Source organism: Duganella sp. GW821-FHT01E12 (genome assembly GCF_059422325.1).
Window position 1 is genome coordinate 155,688 of record NZ_JBWKWR010000009.1, and the last position, 19,637, is coordinate 175,324.

17 protein-coding genes are annotated in these 19,637 nt (G+C 66.2%); 6 read left to right on the top strand and 11 right to left on the bottom strand.

Annotation, left to right across the window (positions count from 1 at the left end):
- Nucleotide 1 precedes the first annotated feature (1 nt).
- On the bottom strand, nucleotides 2–1,855 hold the full coding sequence (locus AC07WS_RS22975) for an Hsp70 family protein (protein WP_494731313.1): 1,854 nt from the start codon (nucleotides 1,853–1,855) through the stop codon (nucleotides 2–4).
- Entirely contained in the window at nucleotides 1,852–2,427 is a 576-nt protein-coding gene (locus tag AC07WS_RS22980) for a DUF2760 domain-containing protein (protein WP_176361929.1), read from the bottom strand. Before AC07WS_RS22980 ends, AC07WS_RS22975 begins: the two co-directional genes overlap by 4 nt.
- Before the next feature lie 231 nt (nucleotides 2,428–2,658).
- Between AC07WS_RS22980 and AC07WS_RS22985 the strand changes: the two genes are divergently transcribed.
- A complete protein-coding gene (locus tag AC07WS_RS22985; RefSeq protein ID WP_494731314.1) occupies nucleotides 2,659–3,813 on the top strand; it encodes a PA0069 family radical SAM protein in 1,155 nt (384 codons plus the stop codon).
- A gap of 2 nt (nucleotides 3,814–3,815) precedes the next feature.
- Here AC07WS_RS22985 and AC07WS_RS22990 read toward each other — a convergent pair whose 3' ends face one another.
- Entirely contained in the window at nucleotides 3,816–4,481 is a 666-nt protein-coding gene (locus AC07WS_RS22990) for an O-methyltransferase (protein WP_494731315.1), read from the bottom strand.
- Nucleotides 4,482–4,559: 78 nt separating this feature from the next.
- On the opposite strand from AC07WS_RS22990, the gene AC07WS_RS22995 reads away from it, so the two are divergent.
- Entirely contained in the window at nucleotides 4,560–5,186 is a 627-nt protein-coding gene (locus AC07WS_RS22995) for a TetR/AcrR family transcriptional regulator (RefSeq protein WP_494731316.1), read from the top strand.
- 24 nt (nucleotides 5,187–5,210) lie between these two features.
- On the opposite strand, the gene AC07WS_RS23000 is transcribed toward AC07WS_RS22995, so the two are convergent.
- Genes AC07WS_RS23000 through AC07WS_RS23010 form a run of 3 tightly spaced genes read right to left on the bottom strand, consistent with a single transcriptional unit; the run spans nucleotide 5,211 to nucleotide 8,962 of the window.
- Nucleotides 5,211–7,433 (bottom strand): alpha-galactosidase, encoded by a 2,223-nt coding sequence (locus AC07WS_RS23000; protein WP_494731317.1) that lies wholly within the window; start codon nucleotides 7,431–7,433, stop codon nucleotides 5,211–5,213.
- Nucleotides 7,434–7,453: 20 nt separating this feature from the next.
- A complete protein-coding gene (locus AC07WS_RS23005; protein ID WP_494731318.1) occupies nucleotides 7,454–8,029 on the bottom strand; it encodes a gamma-glutamylcyclotransferase in 576 nt (191 codons plus the stop codon).
- A gap of 18 nt (nucleotides 8,030–8,047) precedes the next feature.
- Complete coding sequence (locus AC07WS_RS23010) at nucleotides 8,048–8,962, bottom strand: LysR family transcriptional regulator (protein ID WP_494731319.1); 915 nt, start codon at nucleotides 8,960–8,962, stop codon at nucleotides 8,048–8,050.
- Between the two features lie 89 nt (nucleotides 8,963–9,051).
- Between AC07WS_RS23010 and AC07WS_RS23015 the strand changes: the two genes are divergently transcribed.
- Genes AC07WS_RS23015 through maiA form a run of 4 tightly spaced genes read left to right on the top strand, consistent with a single transcriptional unit; the run spans nucleotide 9,052 to nucleotide 12,614 of the window.
- Complete coding sequence (locus AC07WS_RS23015; protein ID WP_494731320.1) at nucleotides 9,052–9,588, top strand: VOC family protein; 537 nt, start codon at nucleotides 9,052–9,054, stop codon at nucleotides 9,586–9,588.
- Complete coding sequence (locus AC07WS_RS23020; RefSeq protein ID WP_494731321.1) at nucleotides 9,585–10,607, top strand: fumarylacetoacetate hydrolase family protein; 1,023 nt, start codon at nucleotides 9,585–9,587, stop codon at nucleotides 10,605–10,607. The genes AC07WS_RS23015 and AC07WS_RS23020 overlap by 4 nt, the downstream gene beginning before the upstream one ends.
- 28 nt (nucleotides 10,608–10,635) lie before the next feature.
- Entirely contained in the window at nucleotides 10,636–11,973 is a 1,338-nt protein-coding gene (locus tag AC07WS_RS23025) for an MFS transporter (RefSeq protein WP_494731322.1), read from the top strand.
- Nucleotides 11,970–12,614 (top strand): maleylacetoacetate isomerase, encoded by a 645-nt coding sequence (gene maiA, locus AC07WS_RS23030; RefSeq protein WP_494731323.1) that lies wholly within the window; start codon nucleotides 11,970–11,972, stop codon nucleotides 12,612–12,614. The genes AC07WS_RS23025 and maiA overlap by 4 nt, the downstream gene beginning before the upstream one ends.
- A gap of 12 nt (nucleotides 12,615–12,626) precedes the next feature.
- Here the strand turns inward: maiA and AC07WS_RS23035 are convergent, their stop codons facing one another.
- From AC07WS_RS23035 to AC07WS_RS23055, 5 genes are all read right to left on the bottom strand, one after another.
- Nucleotides 12,627–14,657 (bottom strand): TonB-dependent receptor, encoded by a 2,031-nt coding sequence (locus AC07WS_RS23035; RefSeq protein WP_494731324.1) that lies wholly within the window; start codon nucleotides 14,655–14,657, stop codon nucleotides 12,627–12,629.
- Between the two features lie 120 nt (nucleotides 14,658–14,777).
- On the bottom strand, nucleotides 14,778–16,499 hold the full coding sequence (locus AC07WS_RS23040) for a diguanylate cyclase (protein WP_494731325.1): 1,722 nt from the start codon (nucleotides 16,497–16,499) through the stop codon (nucleotides 14,778–14,780).
- A gap of 118 nt (nucleotides 16,500–16,617) precedes the next feature.
- On the bottom strand, nucleotides 16,618–17,784 hold the full coding sequence (locus tag AC07WS_RS23045) for an ABC transporter permease (RefSeq protein WP_494731326.1): 1,167 nt from the start codon (nucleotides 17,782–17,784) through the stop codon (nucleotides 16,618–16,620).
- On the bottom strand, nucleotides 17,781–18,938 hold the full coding sequence (locus AC07WS_RS23050; RefSeq protein ID WP_494731327.1) for an ABC transporter permease: 1,158 nt from the start codon (nucleotides 18,936–18,938) through the stop codon (nucleotides 17,781–17,783). The genes AC07WS_RS23045 and AC07WS_RS23050 overlap by 4 nt, the downstream gene beginning before the upstream one ends.
- 8 nt (nucleotides 18,939–18,946) lie before the next feature.
- Nucleotides 18,947–19,636, bottom strand: coding sequence for an ABC transporter ATP-binding protein (locus AC07WS_RS23055; RefSeq protein ID WP_494731328.1), 690 nt, complete (start codon nucleotides 19,634–19,636; stop codon nucleotides 18,947–18,949).
- Between the last annotated feature and the right edge of the window lies 1 nt (nucleotide 19,637).

Genomic DNA, 19,637 nt, shown 5'->3' on the forward strand with positions numbered 1-19,637 from the left:
CTCAGGCTTGGGCACCCGCGCGCACGTCGAACTCCACCTTCCAGCGCTGGCCGTCGTTGGCCACCGCTTGCAGCTCCAGCGTGCCCGATTCGGTCGCCATCGCATGCAGGCGGACCTGCACCACGTCGCTGACCGTGCGGCCCTCGGTCGACAGCGTCGCCTGGATCTCGTTCAACTCGATCAGCTCATCGGCGCTCCAGAAGTCCAGCAGATCGCCGATCTGGTCCTGACGGCGCACCGACGAACCGAAGAAGCGGAACTGCACCGGCTCACCGACCACCAGGCCGAATTCCTGGTTCGGCAGTTCGATCTCGTTGCCTTCCTCCATGCCGAACGGCGCCACGCACAGCGCCTGGATAGGCGGCTCCATGCCGGGGATGGCCGGCATCGACGATTCGATCGCCACGTAGTAGGCGCGCGCCGTGCCGCCGCGAATGCGCACGCCGCTGCCGCGCCGCACGTAGCTGTAATAGGCCGCGCCGCGCGCCACCGCCAGGTCCAGGTCCGCGCCGCCCAGCATGCGCGCTGGCTCGGAGCCTTCCATGTACAGCCAGTCGTTGATGGTGCCCATGATGCGCTGCGCCAGCAGCTCCGACTTGAACACGCCGCCGTTGAACAGCACCGCCGTCGGATGCAGGAAGGTCGCGTCGGCGCTTTGCTTGCCGGCGTAGCCTTCCAGTTCGCTGGTGGCGCCGAGCTGGCGTGCGAGGAACGCCGCCAGATGGCGCGTGATGCCCGCGTCCTGCGCATACGGCAGGCCAAGCTGCGTCAGGCCCGCGCGCGTGCGCACCGCCGGACGCGCCGACGCATCCACCTGCGGGAAGAAGCCGTCGAGGATGAAGGTGGTCACTTCGTCGCGCGTCAGTTCGGTGCGGATCGAACCGCCGATCAGCTTCGAGCCGCGGCTCGGCACCACGATAGGCCAGGTATCGACGCTGGCATCGGCCAGCAGCTTTTCCTTGGCGCTGCGGCAGCCGTAGGTCAGCGCGCGCATCTGCCACGCGTCGAGCTGCGTGCCGTTGGCGGCCAGCTTGCGCGCCACCAAGTGCGCAAGCGCCAGGTCCATATTGTCGCCGCCCAGCAGGATATGGTCGCCCACCGCGATGCGGTGCGGTTCCAGCACGCCGTCGCGTTCCAGCACGGCGATCAGCGAAAAGTCGCTGGTGCCGCCGCCCACGTCCACCACCAGGATGATGTCGCCCGGTTTGACTTCCTTGCGCCAGCGGCCTTCGCTGCCCTGGATCCAGCTGTACAGGGCCGCCTGCGGCTCTTCCAGCAAAGTCAGGTTGGTGTAGCCGGCGGCGCGTGCCGCGTCGGCCGTCAGCTCGCGCGCGCCTGGGTCGAACGATGCGGGAATCGTCACCGTCACCGCCTGTTCGCCGAACGGCGCGTCGGGGTAGGCCTGCTCCCACGCCTTGCGCAGGTGCGTCAGGTAGCGCGTGGACGCTTCCAGCGGCGAGACGCGCGACACTTCTTCCGGCGCGTCGTTCGGCAGCAGGGCGGAGCGGCGGTCCACGCCGGGATGGCTCAACCAGCTCTTGGCGCTGGAGACCAGGCGGATAGGCGTGGTGGCGCCACGGCTGCGCGCCATCTCGCCGGCCACGCTGGTCTGTTCTTCCGGCGACTGCGGCCATGGCAGGCTCAATTCGCCCGGCGCCAGTTCGTCCGCGTGCGGCAGGTAAAGGAAGGACGGCAGCAGCGGCAGCTCTTCCACCGTGCCTGGTGCGGTCAGCTGCGGAATGGCCAGCACGCCGTGCTGGGTTTTCTCGCCATCGCTGGCGCCCAGGTCCACATAGGACAACGCGCTGTGCGTGGTGCCAAGGTCGATGCCGATGGCGTAGCGTGGATCGCTCATAATTCCACCTCCGCCGGCGCCAGGATGGAGGCGTCGTGCGCTTCCGCCAGTTTCGGCAGGCGCACATTGGAGGCGCGCCAGCCGCGATGGCTCAAGGCGCCGCGGAACGGCGCGCTGCCGACCACGTTGCCGGTCAGGCGCACGGCGCTGGCGTCGAAGCCTTCTTCCAGCACGATGCGGCTGCCTTCGGCCTCGCTGCGCACCGCCTCGATGGTGAAGTGCTCGCGCAGCACCTTGCTGCAGCCCTCATGCACCACGCGCGCGGCGGCGCCGATGTCGGCGTCGGAATAGGCGCTCAGATTCTCTTGGGTGAAGTCGATCAGGCGCGCCTCGCGCTGGAACAGGCTCAGAAGCTGCAAGGCCGCATCCGGCGTGGCCACGCGCAGCGGCGCGGGGGCCGGCGCTGGCTTCGGTGCGGGCGTGGCCACCGGCGCGGCGGCCGGCTGCGGTGCCTCGTCGATGCGCGTCAGGCGCGCTGCGTAGTCGGCGTCGGACAGGGCGCGGAAGAAGGCGCCGATCGCGATCGATATCCGGCTAAAAAAAGACGGCAATGGTTGGCTCGAATTGTTCATGTTTGTGTGCTCGTATCGGGTGAGCCGGGGCGCCGCATCGGCGGCATCCTGGCGAGGTGTGGGTTGGGGGCGCGCAAGGCGCGGGGAATTCCATCCCCCGGAAGTCCTGAATGATACCAGCTTGACCACGTTGCCCCCAAGGCAGCAGCCCCGCGCGATTGACATTTCGCTTGATATCGCGATTTCAAGCGCATAGAATACTGTACATGTATACAGTAGTTTGGTGCCGCGATGTCCCACGATGAAAATAATCAAGAGCATGTGATGCTGCCGCCGCCTTCGCTGAAGGCGCAGAAGGGCCGTGGCGCGGTGTCGAACCTGCAGGGCCGCTTCGAGGTCAACGTGCGCGAGGCGTACGACGACGGCTGGGAGCGCGAGGACGAGGAGGCCGCGCCGTGGAAGACGCAAGTGACGGACGAGCTCTGCAAGTCCATCCTCAGCCGCAACGCCTCGCCGGACTTGCCGTTCAGCGTCTCGCTCAATCCCTACCGGGGTTGCGAGCACGGCTGCATTTACTGCTTCGCGCGGCCCACGCACAGCTATCTGGGCCTGTCGCCGGGTATGGACTTCGAGAGCAAAATCTTCGCCAAGGTCAACGCGCCGGAAGTGTTGCGGCGCGAACTGGCCAAGGCCAGCTACGAACCGTCCTCGATCGCGCTCGGCGTCAACACGGACGCCTACCAGCCCTGCGAGCGCGAACGCAAGCTCACCCGTCGCGTGCTGGAGGTGCTGCAGGAATGCCAGCATCCGGTCGGCCTGATCACCAAGTCCTCGCTGATCGAGCGCGACATCGACATCCTGTCGGCGATGGCGGCCAGGGAACAGGCCGGCGTCGCCATCACGCTGACCACGCTGGACCCGGCCATCGCGCGCACGCTGGAGCCGCGCGCGGCCGCACCGGCGCGCCGCCTGCGTACGATACGCACGCTGACCGACGCCGGCATTCCGGTCGCGGTGAGCGTCGCGCCCATCATCCCCTTCGTCACCGAGCCCGACCTGGAGCGCATCCTGGAGGCGGTCAAGGAGGCCGGCGCCGTCAGCGCCCACTACACGGTGCTGCGCCTGCCGTGGGAAGTGGCGCCGCTGTTCCACCAGTGGCTGCAGGCACACTTCCCCGAGCGGGCGCAACGCGTGATGAACCGCGTGCGTGAAATGCGCGGCGGCAAAGACTACGACAGCAACTTCGGCGCCCGCATGAAGGGCGAGGGCGTGTGGGCCGAGTTGATACGTCAGCGCTTCAAGATCGCCACCGAGCGACTCGGCCTGACCGGGCGCGGCAGCCGCTTCCACAACATGGATGCGTCGCAGTTCACGCGTCCGCTGGTGGTGCCGCCGCTGGGCGCGCGCGCCAAGGCGGCCGATGCCGGCCAGATGGACTTGTTCTGACGTCAGCCCAGCTTGATGGAGAGCTCGACATCCTCCGCGAACGGCAGCGACATATAGCCTGATGCGGGCGAACGCACCATGGCCACATAGTCCGGGTTCATGTCGGCGTTGTCCGCGATGATGAGCGCGCCCGGCCGCAGGCGGCTGCGCACCAGGCCGAGGATCTCGGGGTAGAGCGCCTTGGCGCCGTCGAGCAGCAGCAGGTCGATCTGTTCCGGCAGGTTGGTCGCGAGCGTCTCCAGCGCATCGCCGGCGCGGATGTCCACCAGGTCGAGCAGGCCGCCTTCCTCCAGATGGCCGCGCGCCCGCTCCACCTTGGATGGTTCGAACTCGCTGGTGATCAGATGGCCGCCGCCGTTGTCGCGCAGGGCCGCGGCCAGGTACAAGGTCGAGATGCCGAACGACGTACCGAACTCGACCACATTGCGGGCCTTGCAGTTGCGCGCCAGCATGTACAGCAATTCGCCGGTCTGGCGCGACACCGGCAGCGGCACGTCCTTCAGCCGATGGTAGAGGTTGAGGTATTCCGTCTTGCTGTGCATCAGACGGTCGCGTTTGCCCTTGGACAATTCGGCGACGGCCGGAATCGCGGCGATCTGCACGGCATCGGCTTCGGCAAACAGGCGGTCGAGCAGGGACGCGACGGGATTGGTGGTCAGGGTTGTCATGGTGATTCCTTTCAAAAGAAGAATGGATATAATATGAAGAATCCTTCACATTTCATATTCGCATTCCAAGGCGCCCCCATGTCAGACCCCGCAAAATCCAGCATCACCTCGCGCCGCAAGCCCAAACAGGCGCGCTCGGCCGACCTGGTTTCGGCCATACTCGAAGCGGCTATTCAGGTTTTGGCGAAGGAGGGCGTGCGCCGCTTCACCACCACGAGGGTGGCGGAGCGTGCCGGCGTGAGCGTGGGATCGGTGTACCAGTACTTTCCGAACAAGGCGTCCATCCTGTTCCGGCTGCAGGCGGACGAGTGGCGCCAGACCACCGAGATGCTGATCAACATCCTGCAAGACCTGCAAAAGCCGCCGCTGGAAAGGCTGCGCACGCTGGTCCACGCCTTCCTGCGCTCGGAGTGCGAGGAAGCCGAGATGCGCACCGCGCTCAACGACGCCGCCCCGTACTATCGGGACACGCCCGAGTCGCACGAAGCGCGCACGGCAATCGACGGCATCATCGAGGTATTCATGCGCGAAGTGCTGCCAACGTCGCCGGACAGCGTGCGCGCGCTGGCGGGCGACCTCGTGATGACGACCTTCAGTTCGGTCGGCAAGCAATTCTCGGAAACGCCGCGCACGGACGAAGAGATCCAAGTCTACTCGGACGCGCTGGCCGACATGCTGTGCGCCTACCTCGCCAGCCTGAACTAGTGCCGTCCGCGGTGCCGTGCGGTGTCAAACCCCGTCGAGCACAAAGCCGGCAGCCTGGAAATCCCCTTCCAGCACGACATCGATTCCGCGTCCCATCCAGTAAGCGCCGCTGGCAACTCGTGGTGTCTGCGCCGTCGCATTGCCGGAAATCGCCCGCAGCGTATAGTTCCGCTGCGGATCGAGCCCGCGCAGCTGGATGCGCGGCTGCGGATCGCGCCTGCCGCCGGAGTGCAGGAACGCGAACAGCACGGCCTGCTTGCCATCCTGCGCCACGGACAACGTGGCCGAGCGCGCCGCTCCGCGCTGCGGCGACACCAGACGGTAGAGGTTCCCCCGCTGCACCGTCGAGCGGATAGTCTTGTATTCCGCGACCAGGCGCTTCGCCTTCGCGAAATCCTCTTCCTGCCAGTGATTCAGGTTGGCGCCGATACCCAGCGCGCCCTGCATCGACGACAGGAAGCGGTATTCCAGCGACGTGACGCGCTTGTTGAGGTAGTTCGGCGCATCGGTCACCCAGGCCATCATGATCCCCGGCGCATAGGCGTGGCTGAAGCCGTCCTGGATCAGCAGCCGGTCGAATGGATCGGTATTGTCGGATGTCCAGACCTGGTCGGTCAGCGCCATGATGCCGAGGTCCACCCGGCCGCCGCCGCTGGCGCACGATTCGATCTCGATGTGCGGATGGCGCCGGCGCAGTTCGGCCAGCAGCTTGTACAGGTTCTCCACGTAGCGGACATACAGCTTCTGCTGCTCGCCGGGCGCCGCCTCCGGCCAGCCCGGCTCCGACCACGCGCGGTTGTGGTCCCACTTGAGGAAGGCGATGTCATGGTCCGCGAGGAGCCGGTCGAGCACGGTCAGCAGGTGCTCGTACACATCCTGGCGCGCCAGGTTCAGCACCAGCTGGTTGCGGGCCTCGCTGCGCGGCCGGCCCTTGAAGTTGATGACCCAGTCCGGATGGGCGCGATACAAGTCGCTGTCCGGGTTGACCATTTCGGGCTCCACCCACAGGCCAAACTCCATGCCGAGCGCATTGACCCGCTTGATCAGCGGCGCCAGTCCGTTCGGGAATTTTTGCCGGTTGACGAACCAGTCGCCCAGGCCGGCCTTGTCGCTGTTGCGCGCGCCGAACCAGCCATCGTCGACCACGAAACGCTCGACGCCTATGCTTGCGGCCTTTTCCGCCAGCGCCACCTGTCCGGCTTCATCGACGGCGAACGTGGTCGCCTCCCATGAGTTGTAGAGGATGGGGCGCAGCCGCGGCTGCGGCGCGCCAGGCAGGATGCGCTCGCGCTGGTAGCGGTGGAACAGGCGCGAAGCTCCACCGAAGCCGCCTTCGGAATACCCCGCGTGGAACACAGGCGAAGCCAGGCTCTCCCCCGGCTTCAGGCGATAGGCGAAGTCGAAGGGGTTGTAGCCGGCGGTCGTGCGCACGCCGCCCAGCGCATCCATATCGACGTGGATGCGCCAGGCACCGCTCCATCCCAGCGCGCCGAACCACACGGGGCCCGATTCTTCTTCCGTGCCGGCGTGGCTGATTGCGATCCACGGATTGGCCTGGTGGGAGGTGACGCCCTTGCGGCTTTCGATCACGGTGGAGCCCGGCTCGATCGCCCGCGTCTGCAATGCGAATTCTCCGCCCCAACGCCCGGTGAGGTAGGAAAGGCGGTAGTCATCCCGGAACGGCAGATTGATGCTCGCTGCCGCCATCTGGTCGAGCTGAATCCAGCCGGGCGTGCGGTTTTCCACCACGGCCGAGCGGGCCAGGATGCCTGTCGCCGCATCCATCGCATAGGTGAGGGTCACATACACGGCGCGGCTGGTGTCTTTCAGCCTCACCACGATCCGGTCCTTGTCGAACTGGTGACTCAGATAGCGCAAGACGAGGTCGCGCACGCCGTCCGGGAACGTCGCCTTCAGCGCCGGTTCCACGGTCAGGCCGCCGCCGAAGCCCGGGAATTCAAACGGCGTGAGCGTGACCGGCATTTCATTGGAGGAGTTTTCCGGCACCGGCACCGGCGCCGCCAGCCTGTCCTCGTCCGACAGGGCGCTGCCCCAGTACATCGACTGCAACTGCCCGTCGCTGTTGACCCCGAAGGCATACGTGACGCCCGCCCCGTCGAGCCGGAAGACCCGGGCCGCTTCGTCCACCGAAGGCCGGGCCTTGACGGTGCCGTCGATGGCCAGACCGGCGAGGCCGCCGAGGAGTTGCATGCAGAGGGTGCGGCGGCGCTGGTCGATATGGGTCATATGGCGTTGCCTCGTTATCGTTAGGGTTGATGGTTCTTCAGCGCGGCCAGATGGCGCTCAATCTCGAACACGTGCCGGTCATGCCGGCCCAGCTCGCGCAGCGCGTTGGCGAGGTGGTTCAGATAGTCGCTGTTCGGCCCGCTGGGGCCGGCGGAGCGGGCGATATGGCGCGCGATCTCCTGCTCCGACGCCTCGCCGAGGAAGGCCGTGTTGTCCGGCGTGGCGACGTAGACCAGGCCCTCCACGCTGCCGCCGTCCTCGAACGCGATGGCGATCGCCAGCCGCAGGTAGCCGTTCTTCTCGCGATGGTCCAGGTGCGCGAACACTTCCGGCGTGATCAGGTAGGCCATGCCGTGGCAGACCGCGCCGGGCTCCTCGATGATGGTCACCACCCGGCCCGGCGCCTCCGGCGTGCCGCGATGGTCGTGCGAGCCCTGCCAGAAGCGCCGCGTCCAGTTGGCGATGCTGGCCGGGCGGCGCTCAAGGTAAGGGAAGTCGGCCTTGTAAATCAGCGAGCCGTAGCCGAACAGCCAGACGCTGTGGTGGCCGTCGAATTGGTCCATCTGTTGATTGATGGCGATGGTATCTGCTGTCATAGGTCAATTATAAAACCTTCAGCCCTGCGGCACATTCCAGTGATGCGAAGCGGCAAACTCCTGCAGGAAGGCGACGAAGCTCTCGGCGGCGGGGGACAGCGCCCGCGCGTTGCGCGTGTAGACGAAGAAGCGCCGCGTCAGCGCCGGCGATTCCAGCGGCCGCATCCTCAGGCCGTACAGCTCCACCATTTTTTCCGCATACGGCAGGCAGACCGTGATGCCCAGCCGCGCGTGCACCATGGCCAGCGCCGTGGTCATGAAGGTCACCTCGTTGTACGGACTGAGCGACTGCTCGCGGAACGACGCATGCATGTCGCGCAACAGCCGCTCGGTGAACTGTCCTTGCAGCGAGATCAAGGGGAACTCGTTGACGTCGGCCCAGGTGATGCGCTTGCGCCGCTCCAGCGCATGGCCGGGCGGATACACCACCACGAACGGCATCTCGAACAGCGGCTGCGCCTCGATCTCGGCGGTGGTGTCGCGATCCGGGCCGATGCCGAAGTCGGCCTCGCCGCTGAACACGCGCGCCGACACCATCTCCACCGGGCTGTCGGCCAGCCGCACCTGCACGTCCGGATAGCGCGCCTTGTAGGCTGCGATCACCTCCGGAATGAGCGTGCAGGACAGCATCTGCGGCGCCGCCACCCGCACAGAGCCCTGCTTGAGCGCCTTGCGGTTGGCGATGTCGGCCATGGCACGGTCCAGGTCCTGCAGCATCTTCTCGAACAGCGGCGTGAGCTCGCGGCCGATCTCCGACAGTTGCGCCTTGCGCGTGGTACGCTCGACCACGCGCACCCCCAGCATCTGCTCCAGCTCCTTGATCTGCCCGCTGAGCGCCGATTGCGTCACATTGAGGTGTTCGGCGGCCAGCGTAAAGCTGCCGGTCTTGGCGAGCGCCACCAGGGCGCGCATCTGGCGCAAACTAGGATTCATCGGGAAATCTGATAAGTGAGCTGGAAAATATCGTTTGTATGATATCTGAAATTCGCATTTAATGTGGAATGCCCCAGTTGGAGACAAACATGAAAATCAAGCAAATTCACCACGTAGCCTACCGCTGCATCGACGCCAAGCAGACCGTCGAGTGGTACGTCAAACACCTGAACATGGACTTCGTGCTGGCCATCGCCGAAGACGAAGTCCCATCCACCAAGGCACCGGACCCGTACATGCACGTGTTCCTGGACGCCGGCCACGGCAACGTGCTGGCCTTCTTCGAGCTGCCGACCCAGGCGCCGATGGACCGCGACCACAACACCCCGGCCTGGGTGCAGCACCTGGCGCTGGAAGTGGAGAGCATGGAAGAACTGCTGGCCGCCAAGGAGCGCCTGGTGGCCGCCGGCATCAGCGTGATCGGCCCGATCAACCACACCATCTTCAAATCGATCTACTTCTTCGACCCGAACGGCCACCGCCTCGAACTGGCGGTCAACACCGGCACGCCGGAGATGATGCAGCGCCTCGACGCTGTCAAGTGGGAGATGCTGGAAGAATGGTCGCAGACCCGCAAGGCGCCCAAGCACGCCGCCTGGATGCATGCACCGGAGGTGAAGGCATGAAGCTCGCAACCCTGAAGGACGGCAGCCGCGACGGCCGCTTGGTGGTGGTCAGCCGCGATCTGTCGCGCTACCAGCACGTACCGAAAATCTCCGCCACGCTGCAGCACGCGCTGGACAACTGGGAGCTGGTCTCGCCGGCGCTGGAACAAGTCTATGCATCGCTGAACGCCGGCGACGCCATCGACACCCATCCGTTCGACCAGCAGTACTGCCACTCGCCGCTGCCGCGCGCCTATCAATGGGCGGACGGCTCGGCCTACATCAACCACGTTGAGCTGGTGCGCAAGGCGCGCAACGCCGAAGTGCCGGCATCCTTCTACACCGACCCGCTGATGTATCAGGGCGGCTCCGACAGCTTCATCGGCCCGCGCGATCCGATCTTCGCGTTGTCGGAAGAATGGGGCATCGACCTGGAGGCCGAAGTGGCCGTCATCACCGGCGACGTGCGCATGGGCGCCAGCCCCGCCGATTGCGCCAAGGCGATCCGCCTGGTCATGCTGGTCAACGACGTCTCGCTGCGCAATCTGATTCCGAACGAACTGGCCAAGGGCTTCGGCTTCTTCCAGTCGAAAGCCGCCAGCGCCTTCTCGCCGGTGGCCGTCACGCCGGAGGAACTGGGCGCGCACTGGGCCGATACCAAGCTGCATCTGCCGCTGCTGGTCGACCTGAACAAGCAGCCCTTCGGCAAGCCGAACGCCGGCGAGGACATGACCTTCAACTTCGCGCAACTGGTGGCGCACGCCGCCGCCACGCGCGAGCTGGCGGCCGGCACCATCATCGGTTCCGGCACCGTGTCGAATAAGCAGGGCAGCCTGCATGGATCGAGCATCGCCAATGGCGGCGTGGGTTACTGCTGCCTGGCCGAAGTGCGTATGTACGAGACCATCGAAAGCGGCAAGCCGCAGACCGGCTTCCTCAAATTCGGCGACAGCGTGCGCATCGAGATGAAGGACGAGCAGGGCGCCAGCATCTTCGGCGCCATCGAGCAAACCGTCACGCACTACCAAGAGCGCAGCTAAAGCGCCGGCGAGGCAGGAGGAGACAAAGATGGAACAACAAATAGATATCCCCGCGCTCATCGACAAAAGCAAAATCGGCGCCTTCCAGGTCGGCGTCTATATGCTGTGCGGCCTGTGCATCCTGATGGACGGCTTCGACGTGCAGGCGATGGGCTATGTGGCGCCGGCCATCATCCAGGAGTGGCATGTCAGCAAAGCCAGTCTTGGTCCGGTGTTCGGCGCCGGCCTGCTCGGCATGCTGGCCGGCTCGCTGGTGTTCAGCGTGATGGCAGATAAAATCGGCCGCCGTCCGGTGCTGATCGGCGCCACCATGTTCTTCTCGGTCTGTATGCTGCTCACGCCTTCGTGCACCACGCTCGAACAGCTGCAATGGCTGCGCTTCGTCACCGGCATCGGCCTGGGCGCCATCATGCCGAATGTGATGGCGCTGGCCGGCGAGTACAGCCCGATGCGCCGCCGCGTCACCTTGATGATGCTGGTCTCCTGCGGCTTCACCGTGGGCGCCGTGGTTGGCGGCCTGGCTTCCGCCGCGCTGATTCCTTCGTACGGCTGGCAATCGGTGTTCTACGTCGGCGGCGCGATGCCGCTGGCGATCGGACTGCTGATGATCTTCCTGCTGCCGGAATCGATGCAGTACGTGGTCCTGAGCGGCAAGCGCGTGGAGCGCGTGGCGCAGTGGCTGCGCCGCATCGATCCATCGGCCGCCGTGCATGCGGACAGCCGCTACCTGGTGCATGAAAAGGCCGGCAAGCGCGGCTCCGTGGCGGAGCTGTTCCGTGAAGGCCGCGCACGCACCACCGTGCTGCTTTGGCTGGTCAACTTCCTCAACCTGCTCAACCTGTACTTTTTATCGAACTGGCTGCCCACCATCCTCAAGGGCGCGGGCCTGTCGACCAGCATGGCGGTATTGGCCGGCACCATCCTGCCGGTCGGCGGCACCATCGGCACGCTGATGATGGGCCAACTGATCGACCGCTCCAGCTTCCGCAGCGTGCTGATACCGGGCTTCCTGGTGGCGGCCGTGGCGATTGTGCTGATCGGCCGTCCGGAAGCGTCGCTGGCCTTCCTGTGCCTGGCGATCCTGGTGGCGGGCTTCTGCATCGTCGGCGGCCAGCCCGCCGTCAACGCGCTGGCGGCCAACTACTATCCGACCACGCTGCGCTCCACCGGCATCGGCTGGAGCCTCGGCGTGGGCCGCGTTGGCTCCATTATCGGCCCGGTGCTGGGCGGTGAGCTGATACGCATGAATTGGCCGAACAGCACCATCTTCGTGATCGCCGCCGTGCCGGCGCTGCTGTCGGCCATCATGCTGTGGTTGATGGACCGTCCGCAGCCAGCCACAATTTTAGAACGAGATTTCGCATGAAGCTTTATACCTACTTCCGCAGTTCCGCCGCCTACCGTGTGCGCATTGCGCTCAACCTCAAAGGCCTGGCCTACGATGCCGTGCCGGTCCATCTGCTGCGTGACGGCGGCGAACAGCTCACCGACAGCTACCGCGCGCTCAATCCATCGGCGCTGTTGCCGACGCTGGACGACGACGGCAGCGTGATCGGCCAGTCGCTGGCCATCATCGAGTATCTGGAGGAGACGCGCCCGCAAGCGCCGCTGCTGCCGTCCGGTGCGGCCGACCGCGCCCGCGTGCGCGCGCTGGCGCTGACGGTGGCCGCCGACACCCACCCGCTGGGCAACCTGCGTGTGTTGAAGTACCTGAAGGGGCAGTTGAAGGTGAGCGAAGAGGTCAAGCTGGAATGGCAGCAGCACTGGCTGCAGCTTGGCCTGGCGACCTTGGAGCGCATGCTGGCCGACGACACGCGCACCGGCCGCTACTGCCACGGCGACACGCCGACGCTGGCCGATTGCTGCCTGGTGCCGCAGGTGTTCAGCGCCCAGCGCTTCGGCGTGGACATGACGCCTTATCCGACCGTCATGCGCATCCACGCCGCCTGCGGCGAGCTGCCCGCCTTCCAGCAGGCGCACCCGTCGCAACAGCCGGACGCCGAATAGGCGCCGGCGGAATCAGAACCGGGTGGTCAGCGTCACGCTCGCGTTGCGCGAGGCGCCCGGTTGGATCTGCACGTTGTTGATGGCCGATTCGTAGAAACGCGCATTGCCGACGTTGTTCAACTTGAACCGCAGCTCATACTGCTTGGCGCGATAGCTCAGCGCCGCGTCCACGCGGCCGTAGCCGGGCAGGCGCACCGCGTTGTCGGACAGCGCGAACTGGTCGCCGCTGAGCAGCACGCCCAGGCCCGCGCTCCACGCGCCGCCCAGTTCCTGGTCCACCCACAGCGATGCGCGATGGCGCGGCGTCATCTCCGCCCGGTTGCCGCTCGGGATATCGTTGGACGCTACGATGCGCGCGTCGTTGTAGGTGTAGGACGCGTTCAGACGGCCGCCTTGCCACAGCGCGCCTTGCAGCTCAAGCTCCACGCCCTGGTTGCGCTGCTTGCCGACCTGCAGCTGGCGCAGGCCGGCCGGATCGCTCGGGTCCAGCGTCAGCTGGTTGCGCTGTTCGATGCGGAACAGCGCGGCGGTGGTGGACACGCGCCCGCCCAGCCACTCCTGCTTGTAGCCCACCTCCTGCAAATCTGTCTGCAACGGCTTGACCTGCGACAGCGGCGTGCTGCCGGTGTAGAGCAGGTCGCCGCCGCCCGGCTGCGACGAGCGGCTCAGGTTCAGATACCACGACTGTCCCTCGATCGGCTGGTACACCACGCCCGCGCGCGGCGAGACCACGTTGTCGGTGCGCTCGCTGAACACCTTGGTCAGGCGGTTGGTCTGCTCCTGCTGGAAGCGGTCGAAGCGCACGCCCGCCAGCGCCTTCCATTGCGGCGCGATGCTGATCTGGTCCTGCAGGTACAACGCCTGCGTCTTGGCCGTGAACGCGTTGTTCAGCGCCACCGGCAGGGCGCTCAGGTTGGGCGCGGGTAGTACATGCTGCGGCGCGTACAGGTTCACCGGAAAGGCGATGCCGGTTTGCGCGGTGACCACGTCGCGCTTCTGGTCCGACAGCTCCACCCCGGCCAGCAGCGCATGCCGGTCCAGCGTGTAAGCCAACTCGGTCTGGTTGATCAGGTTGCGCTGCGTCTGCGGGAAATAGGTGATCTGGCGCGACACGGTGTTGTCCGCATTGACGCGGCGGTTGCGGGTGTTCACGCCTTCAAGCTCGGTGCGGCTGTACTGGAAGGTGTTTTCCAGCGTCAGACGGTCGTTGAAGCGGTGTTCCAGCTTGACCTTCGCCATGTCGCTGTCGGTGCTGGTGTAGTCGTAGCTCTCGCCGTAGAAGGTCGACGGCGCCACCGACACCGGACGGCCCGCCAGCGACGGCACGCCGCGATCCGGCGTGCGGTCCTCGCGCTGCACCTCGGCCTGCAGCAGCAGCGAGGTGGCCGGCGACAGCGCGAACTTCACCGAGGGCGCCAGCAGCTTGCGCGTGTGTTCGACCACGTCGCGGTAGCTGTCGCCGGTGTCGTACACGGCGATCAGGCGGCCGTTGACGGCGCCGCTCAGCGCACCGCCGGCGTCGACGCTCACGCGCCGTTCGTTGTCCGATCCCAGCGTGGCCGAGACTTCGGTTTCCTGCTTGGCGCGCGGCTGCTTGCTCACGCGGTTGATCAAGCCACCGGCCGAGCCGCGTCCATACAGCGCCGCCGCCGCGCCCTTGATCACTTCGATCTTCTCGACCGTCGCCAGGTCGCGCGAATACAGCGTGTCATCGCGCACGCCATCGAGGCTGGTGTCGCGCAGCGAGTAGAAGCCGCGGATGTAGAACTCGTCGCGGCGGCCTTCGCCCTGGCCGGCCACCACGCTGCTGACGTAGTCCAGCGCGTCCTTGCTGGTCAGCGCCGCGCGGTTGCGCAGATTTTCCTGGGTGACGACGCTGACCGATTGCGGCGCGTCGAGCAGGCTGCCCTGGGCCTTGGTGCCGCTGGCGCCGGCGGCCAGGCCGTCGCTGGTGCCGGTCACGGTCACCTGCTGCATGGTTGGGATGTCCTGCGCCTGCGCGGAAAAAACGAGGCCTGCCAGCAGCAGGGGAAGTGGTTTCAAAACTGTTTTCATTGTTTGATTGCGGTAGCCGGGAAGGAACGCGAAACATTATCTTGTGCAAAGGTAAATGTCAATGCAAATGATAATGATTCGTGTTTGCCTGCCGTGCAAGCCGCCGGATCAGGCGCTGACCACGCGGTCGCGCCCTTCGTGCTTGGCCTGGTAGAGCGCCTTGTCGGCCCGCGAGATCAGCGACGACGCGCTGTCCGGCGCCCCCTCCGGCGTCGACGAGGCCACGCCGATGCTGACGGTGAGCGTGATCTGCTCGCCGTTGTCGCCCTCGATGCGCAGCATGGCGACATCGGCCCGTAGCCGCTCGGCGGCGCCGCTGGCGACGTCGATCTCGGTTTCCGGCATCAGCAGCACGAACTCCTCGCCGCCAAAGCGCGAGGCCATGTCGATATTGCGCATGCCGCCCGCCAGCGCCCGCGCCACCGCCACGATGGCGCGGTCGCCCGCCTCGTGGCCGTAGATATCGTTGACATTCTTGAAGTGGTCGATGTCGACCATCAGCAGCGACAGCGGATGCTTGAAGCGGCGGCTGCGTTCCAGCTCCTTGTTGATCTGCTCCGTCATGCGGCGGCGGTTGCCGATGCCGGTCAATGGATCGGTGGTGGCCAGCTGTTCGAGCTTGGTGTTGGCCACCATCAGTTCCAGCGTGCGCTGCATCACGCGTGCCTCCAGCTGATTGCGCTCATCGTGCAGCGCGAGCAGCGTCTGGCGCCGGCCGCGAAGCGCGACGATCAGCGCCGAAATCAACAGGCCTTGGAGCACGATCAGCGTGAGCCCGACCAGTATCTGCCACAGGTATTGCTCGAACACGCTGCGCGGACGGTTGACCCATTGCGCCGCCGGCGGAATGTTCTGCAAGTGGAAGCGCTGCGCGGCGCCGTAATCGAACAGGTAGCCGGGAATGCCGGCGATATCGGGCTTCTGCTGCATCAGGATGGCGGCGATGGCGCGCCCTATGCGCTCGGCGCTGACCACGTAGCCGCCCACCACGCCGGGCACCACGATGGCCTCCCAGTTGGTGAAGATCGGCACCTGGGTGGTGGCCACCAGCTGGCGCGCAATGTCCACCGGCCGGCGGCGCGCGCCGGTGCTGTCGTGATAGGTGGGCAGCAGAAAGATGGCGCTGCCGGGCCGCAGCAGCGCGGCTCGGCGGAAGATATCGGCGTAGGTCAGACGGTCCCAGTATTCGAAGCTCAGTTGCCGCGCGTAGATGCCGGCCGCGTCGCGCACGCCGCTTACCGATTCCTGCATGCGCTCCGTGCTGTCGCCAATCACCACCACATGCCGCACCTCCGGCGCCACCTGCGGAATGACGCCGATGGCGCGTTCGAAGCTGGCCTGCACCTGGTAGGCCACGCCGTCGGACGGCGACCAGTTCAGGCGCCCGTGGTTCAGGTAGTGGCGCGGCACGCCGTGGAACAGGTCCGGGTGTTCGCTGAGGAAGCGCGCCGCCACGTAGTTCTCCGTGATGATGGCGTCGAACTTGATATGCGCGTACTTGGTGCGCAGGTACTGCTCCATGCCGGCCAGCGCCTGCTCGTCGCCGACCCGCACGGCGTCGAAGCGTTCTTCGAAGATGCCCAGGGCGGAGGTCTGGTGCTTGTCGGCCAGTTCGGCCGACAGGCCTTTGTGGATCAGCGTCTGCCAGGCAGACGCGGAATCGGAACCCAGAGAATACAGCACCAGCACCTTGCGCTCGCCTGCGGCCCACGTCGGCGCGGCCATCGCCGCCAGCGCCCACGCCAGCAGCGCGCAACCGAGCAGCAGCCGGCGCCAGAGCTGGCGCGACCCGATTCCCTGCGCGGCAAATGGATGATCCCTGTGCGGCATGGTCGGCGATGATTTACACGGCAAAAAAGGCGCGGACGGCGAACTTTGCACTTTGGAAAGTCTAGCACGCTTTCCCGCGCCATTGTTGCCGGCGCGGGCCGGATGCGGGCCTTGTCGGTCACGCGGCGCGCAGGGCGTCGACGATTTTCATGCGGGCCGCGCGCAGCGCCGGCAGGAAGCCGCCGACCATGCCCATCGCCAGCGAAAACATGAGCGTTTTGACCACGATGGCGGGCGTCAGGCGGAAGCCGAAGGCCAGCTCGGAGAAGGACTGGAAATTGGTGGTCGAGAAGGACAGGAACTGCATCAGCGAGGCGCAGGCCAGGCCCAGCGCGCCACCCAGCACCGCCAGCAGCATCGACTCGGCCAGGAAGGCGGCCAGGATGCTGCGGCGCTGGAAGCCCAGCGCACGCAAGGTGCCGATCTCGCCGACGCGGTTGGCGACCGAGGCGTACATGGTGATGGTGGCGCCTATCATCGCGCCGATCGAGAAGATGATCGACAGGATCAGCCCCAGCACGCTGATGAAGGTTGACAGCGCCTTCGACTGGTCGGAGTAGAAGGTCTGTTCGCGCTTGGCGTCGAGCGTCAGGCGCTGGTCGGCCTCGATGTCCTTCTTGAAGACGTCGAACAGCGAGGTGTCGGCCAGCCGCAGCACCATGGCCGAGTAGGCGTTGCGGCGGAAGGCCGGCATCAGCTGGTCGGCGTCGCCCCAGATCTCGGAGTCGAAGCCGCTGTTGCCGGCGTCGAACAGGCCGACCACGGTCCACTCGCGCTGGCCGAAGCGCAGCGTCTCGCCGATGCCTGCGCCCTCGAAGCGGCGCGCGATGCTGGCGCCGGCGATGATCTCGGAGGCGCCGGGGCGGAACATGCGGCCCGCCGTCAGCTTCACCTGCGGCCGCAGCATCAGGCCGCGCGGCGAGATGCCGCGGATGATCACGTTGGACGGCTTGGCCGAGCCGCGCTTGTTGAGCGAGATGAGCACCACCGTTTCCTTCGACAGCAAGGGCTGGCCGTCGGCGCCGAGCGCGATGGCAGGGTGGCTCGAGGCGATGCTGGCCTGGGTGCGGTCTATGCCGCTCTGCACCTCGGTGTCGGCCGAGCGGCGGATCAGAATCACGTTGTCGTATTCGCCGGTGGTGACCATGGTGTTGCGCAGGCCCTCGTCGAGCATCAGCACCGTGGCGAACACGAACACCACCAGCGCCAGGCCGGCGCCGGTGAGCGTGGTGGTCAGGCGGCGCGCCCACAGATTGCGGGCCACGTATGAGAGCGGGATCTTCAACCTATGCTCCTCAAGCCGTCGACGATGTTGATGCGCACTGCGCGGATGGTCGGCGCGATGGCGGCCAGCGCGCCGATGACCAGCGCCGCCAGCACCTGCTGCAGCACCGTCAGCCGCGACACCTCGAACACCGGGAACATGGTGCCCATCACCTTGCCGAGGAAGCTGGCGAACGGGAACAGGATGACGATGCCGATGGCCGCGCCGAACGCCGCCAGCAGCAGCGATTCGCCGAAGATCATCAGCGCCAGGAAGCCGGGGCCGAAGCCGAGCGCCTTCAGCGTGGCGTACTCGCCCAGCCGCTCGCGCGCGCTCATGGCCATGGTGTTGGCCATCACCGCGCCGATGATGATGATCACCACAAAGGACACCACGCGGATAGCCACCACGATCGCCTCCGACATCGACACGAAGCCCAGTTGGAACGCCTTCTCGGTTTCGGTCAGCGTCTCGGCCAGCGAATTGGCGAACTCCTTGTCGACGGCGGCGGAGATGCCGGCGGCGTTCTCCGGCTGGTCGATCTGCACCACGTACACGCCAATCTGGTTGGCGCGGCGCGGCGCCACCTTCTTCATCGTCTCGTTGACGTAGTCCCAGTGGAAGAACAGGGTGGAGGTGTTGGTGGTGCTTTGCCTGCCGTCGTAGATGCCGCGCACCACCAGCTCCCAGTTGCCCGGATAGATGGTGCCCTTGAGCGGGATGATGTCGCCGACCTTGAAGCCGTATTGGTCGGCCAGCTTGCGGCCGACGATGCAGTCCTTGCGGTCCTTGAGGAAGGCGGCGCGCTGCTCGGGCGGCAGCAGGTAGTCGGGATAGATGTTCAGATAGCTCTCGCCGGAGATGGCGAACTGCGCGAAGAAGTTCTTCGGATCCTTGTAGGTGCCCTGGAACCAATTGGCGAAGCCGACCCCGGACACGCCCTGCACCGCGCGGATGCGCGCCTGGTAGGACAGCGGCAGCGGGAACACCAGCGAGGTCTTGTTGCGCGTGACCAGCGTGGTGTTGGACGCGCCCTCGGCGCCGGCGTACCACGCGTCGACCACCGTCTGCAACAGGCCGAAGGAAAAGATCGCCACCACCAGGCCGAGTATGGTCAACGAGGTGCGCAGCTTGTGGCGCATGGCGTTCTTGAAGATCAGCCGCAATGTGTACATGGAGCGCCTTAAACCAGCTCGCCGGCGAGCAGTTCGCCTTTGTCGAGATGGATCATGTGGCGCGCCTGCGCCGCCGCGTTGGCGTCGTGCGTGACCATGATGATGGTCTTGCCCAGCTGCTGGTTCAGCTGCTGCAGCAGCACCAGGATCTCGGCCGCCGAGTTGCGGTCCAAGTCGCCGGTCGGCTCGTCGGCCACGATCAGCGTCGGGTCGCTGACGATGGCGCGGGCGATGGCCACGCGCTGCTGCTGGCCGCCGGACAGTTCGTTCGGCGTGTGGTCCATGCGGTCGGCCAGGTTGACCATCTCCAGCGTCAGCTCCACGCGCTCGCGCCGTTCGCGCCGCGACAGGGGCGTGAGCAGCAGCGGCAGCTCCACGTTCTCGAACGCCGACAGCACCGGCATCAGGTTGTAGAACTGGAAGATGAAGCCGACGTTGGTCGAGCGCCAGTGCGCCAGGTCGCTCTCGCTCATGCCGGCGATGTCCAGGCCCGCGATGCGCAGCACGCCGCGATCGGGCTTGTCGATGCCGGCGATGAGGTTGAGCAGCGTGCTCTTGCCGGAGCCGGAAGGGCCCATCAGCGCCGTGAAATCGCCGGCCGGTATCGACAGGCTGATATCGCGCAGCACCTCCACCACCTGGTCGCCGCGGCGGTAGGACTTGACCAGGTGTTCGATCAGTACCAGTGGTTCGCTCATC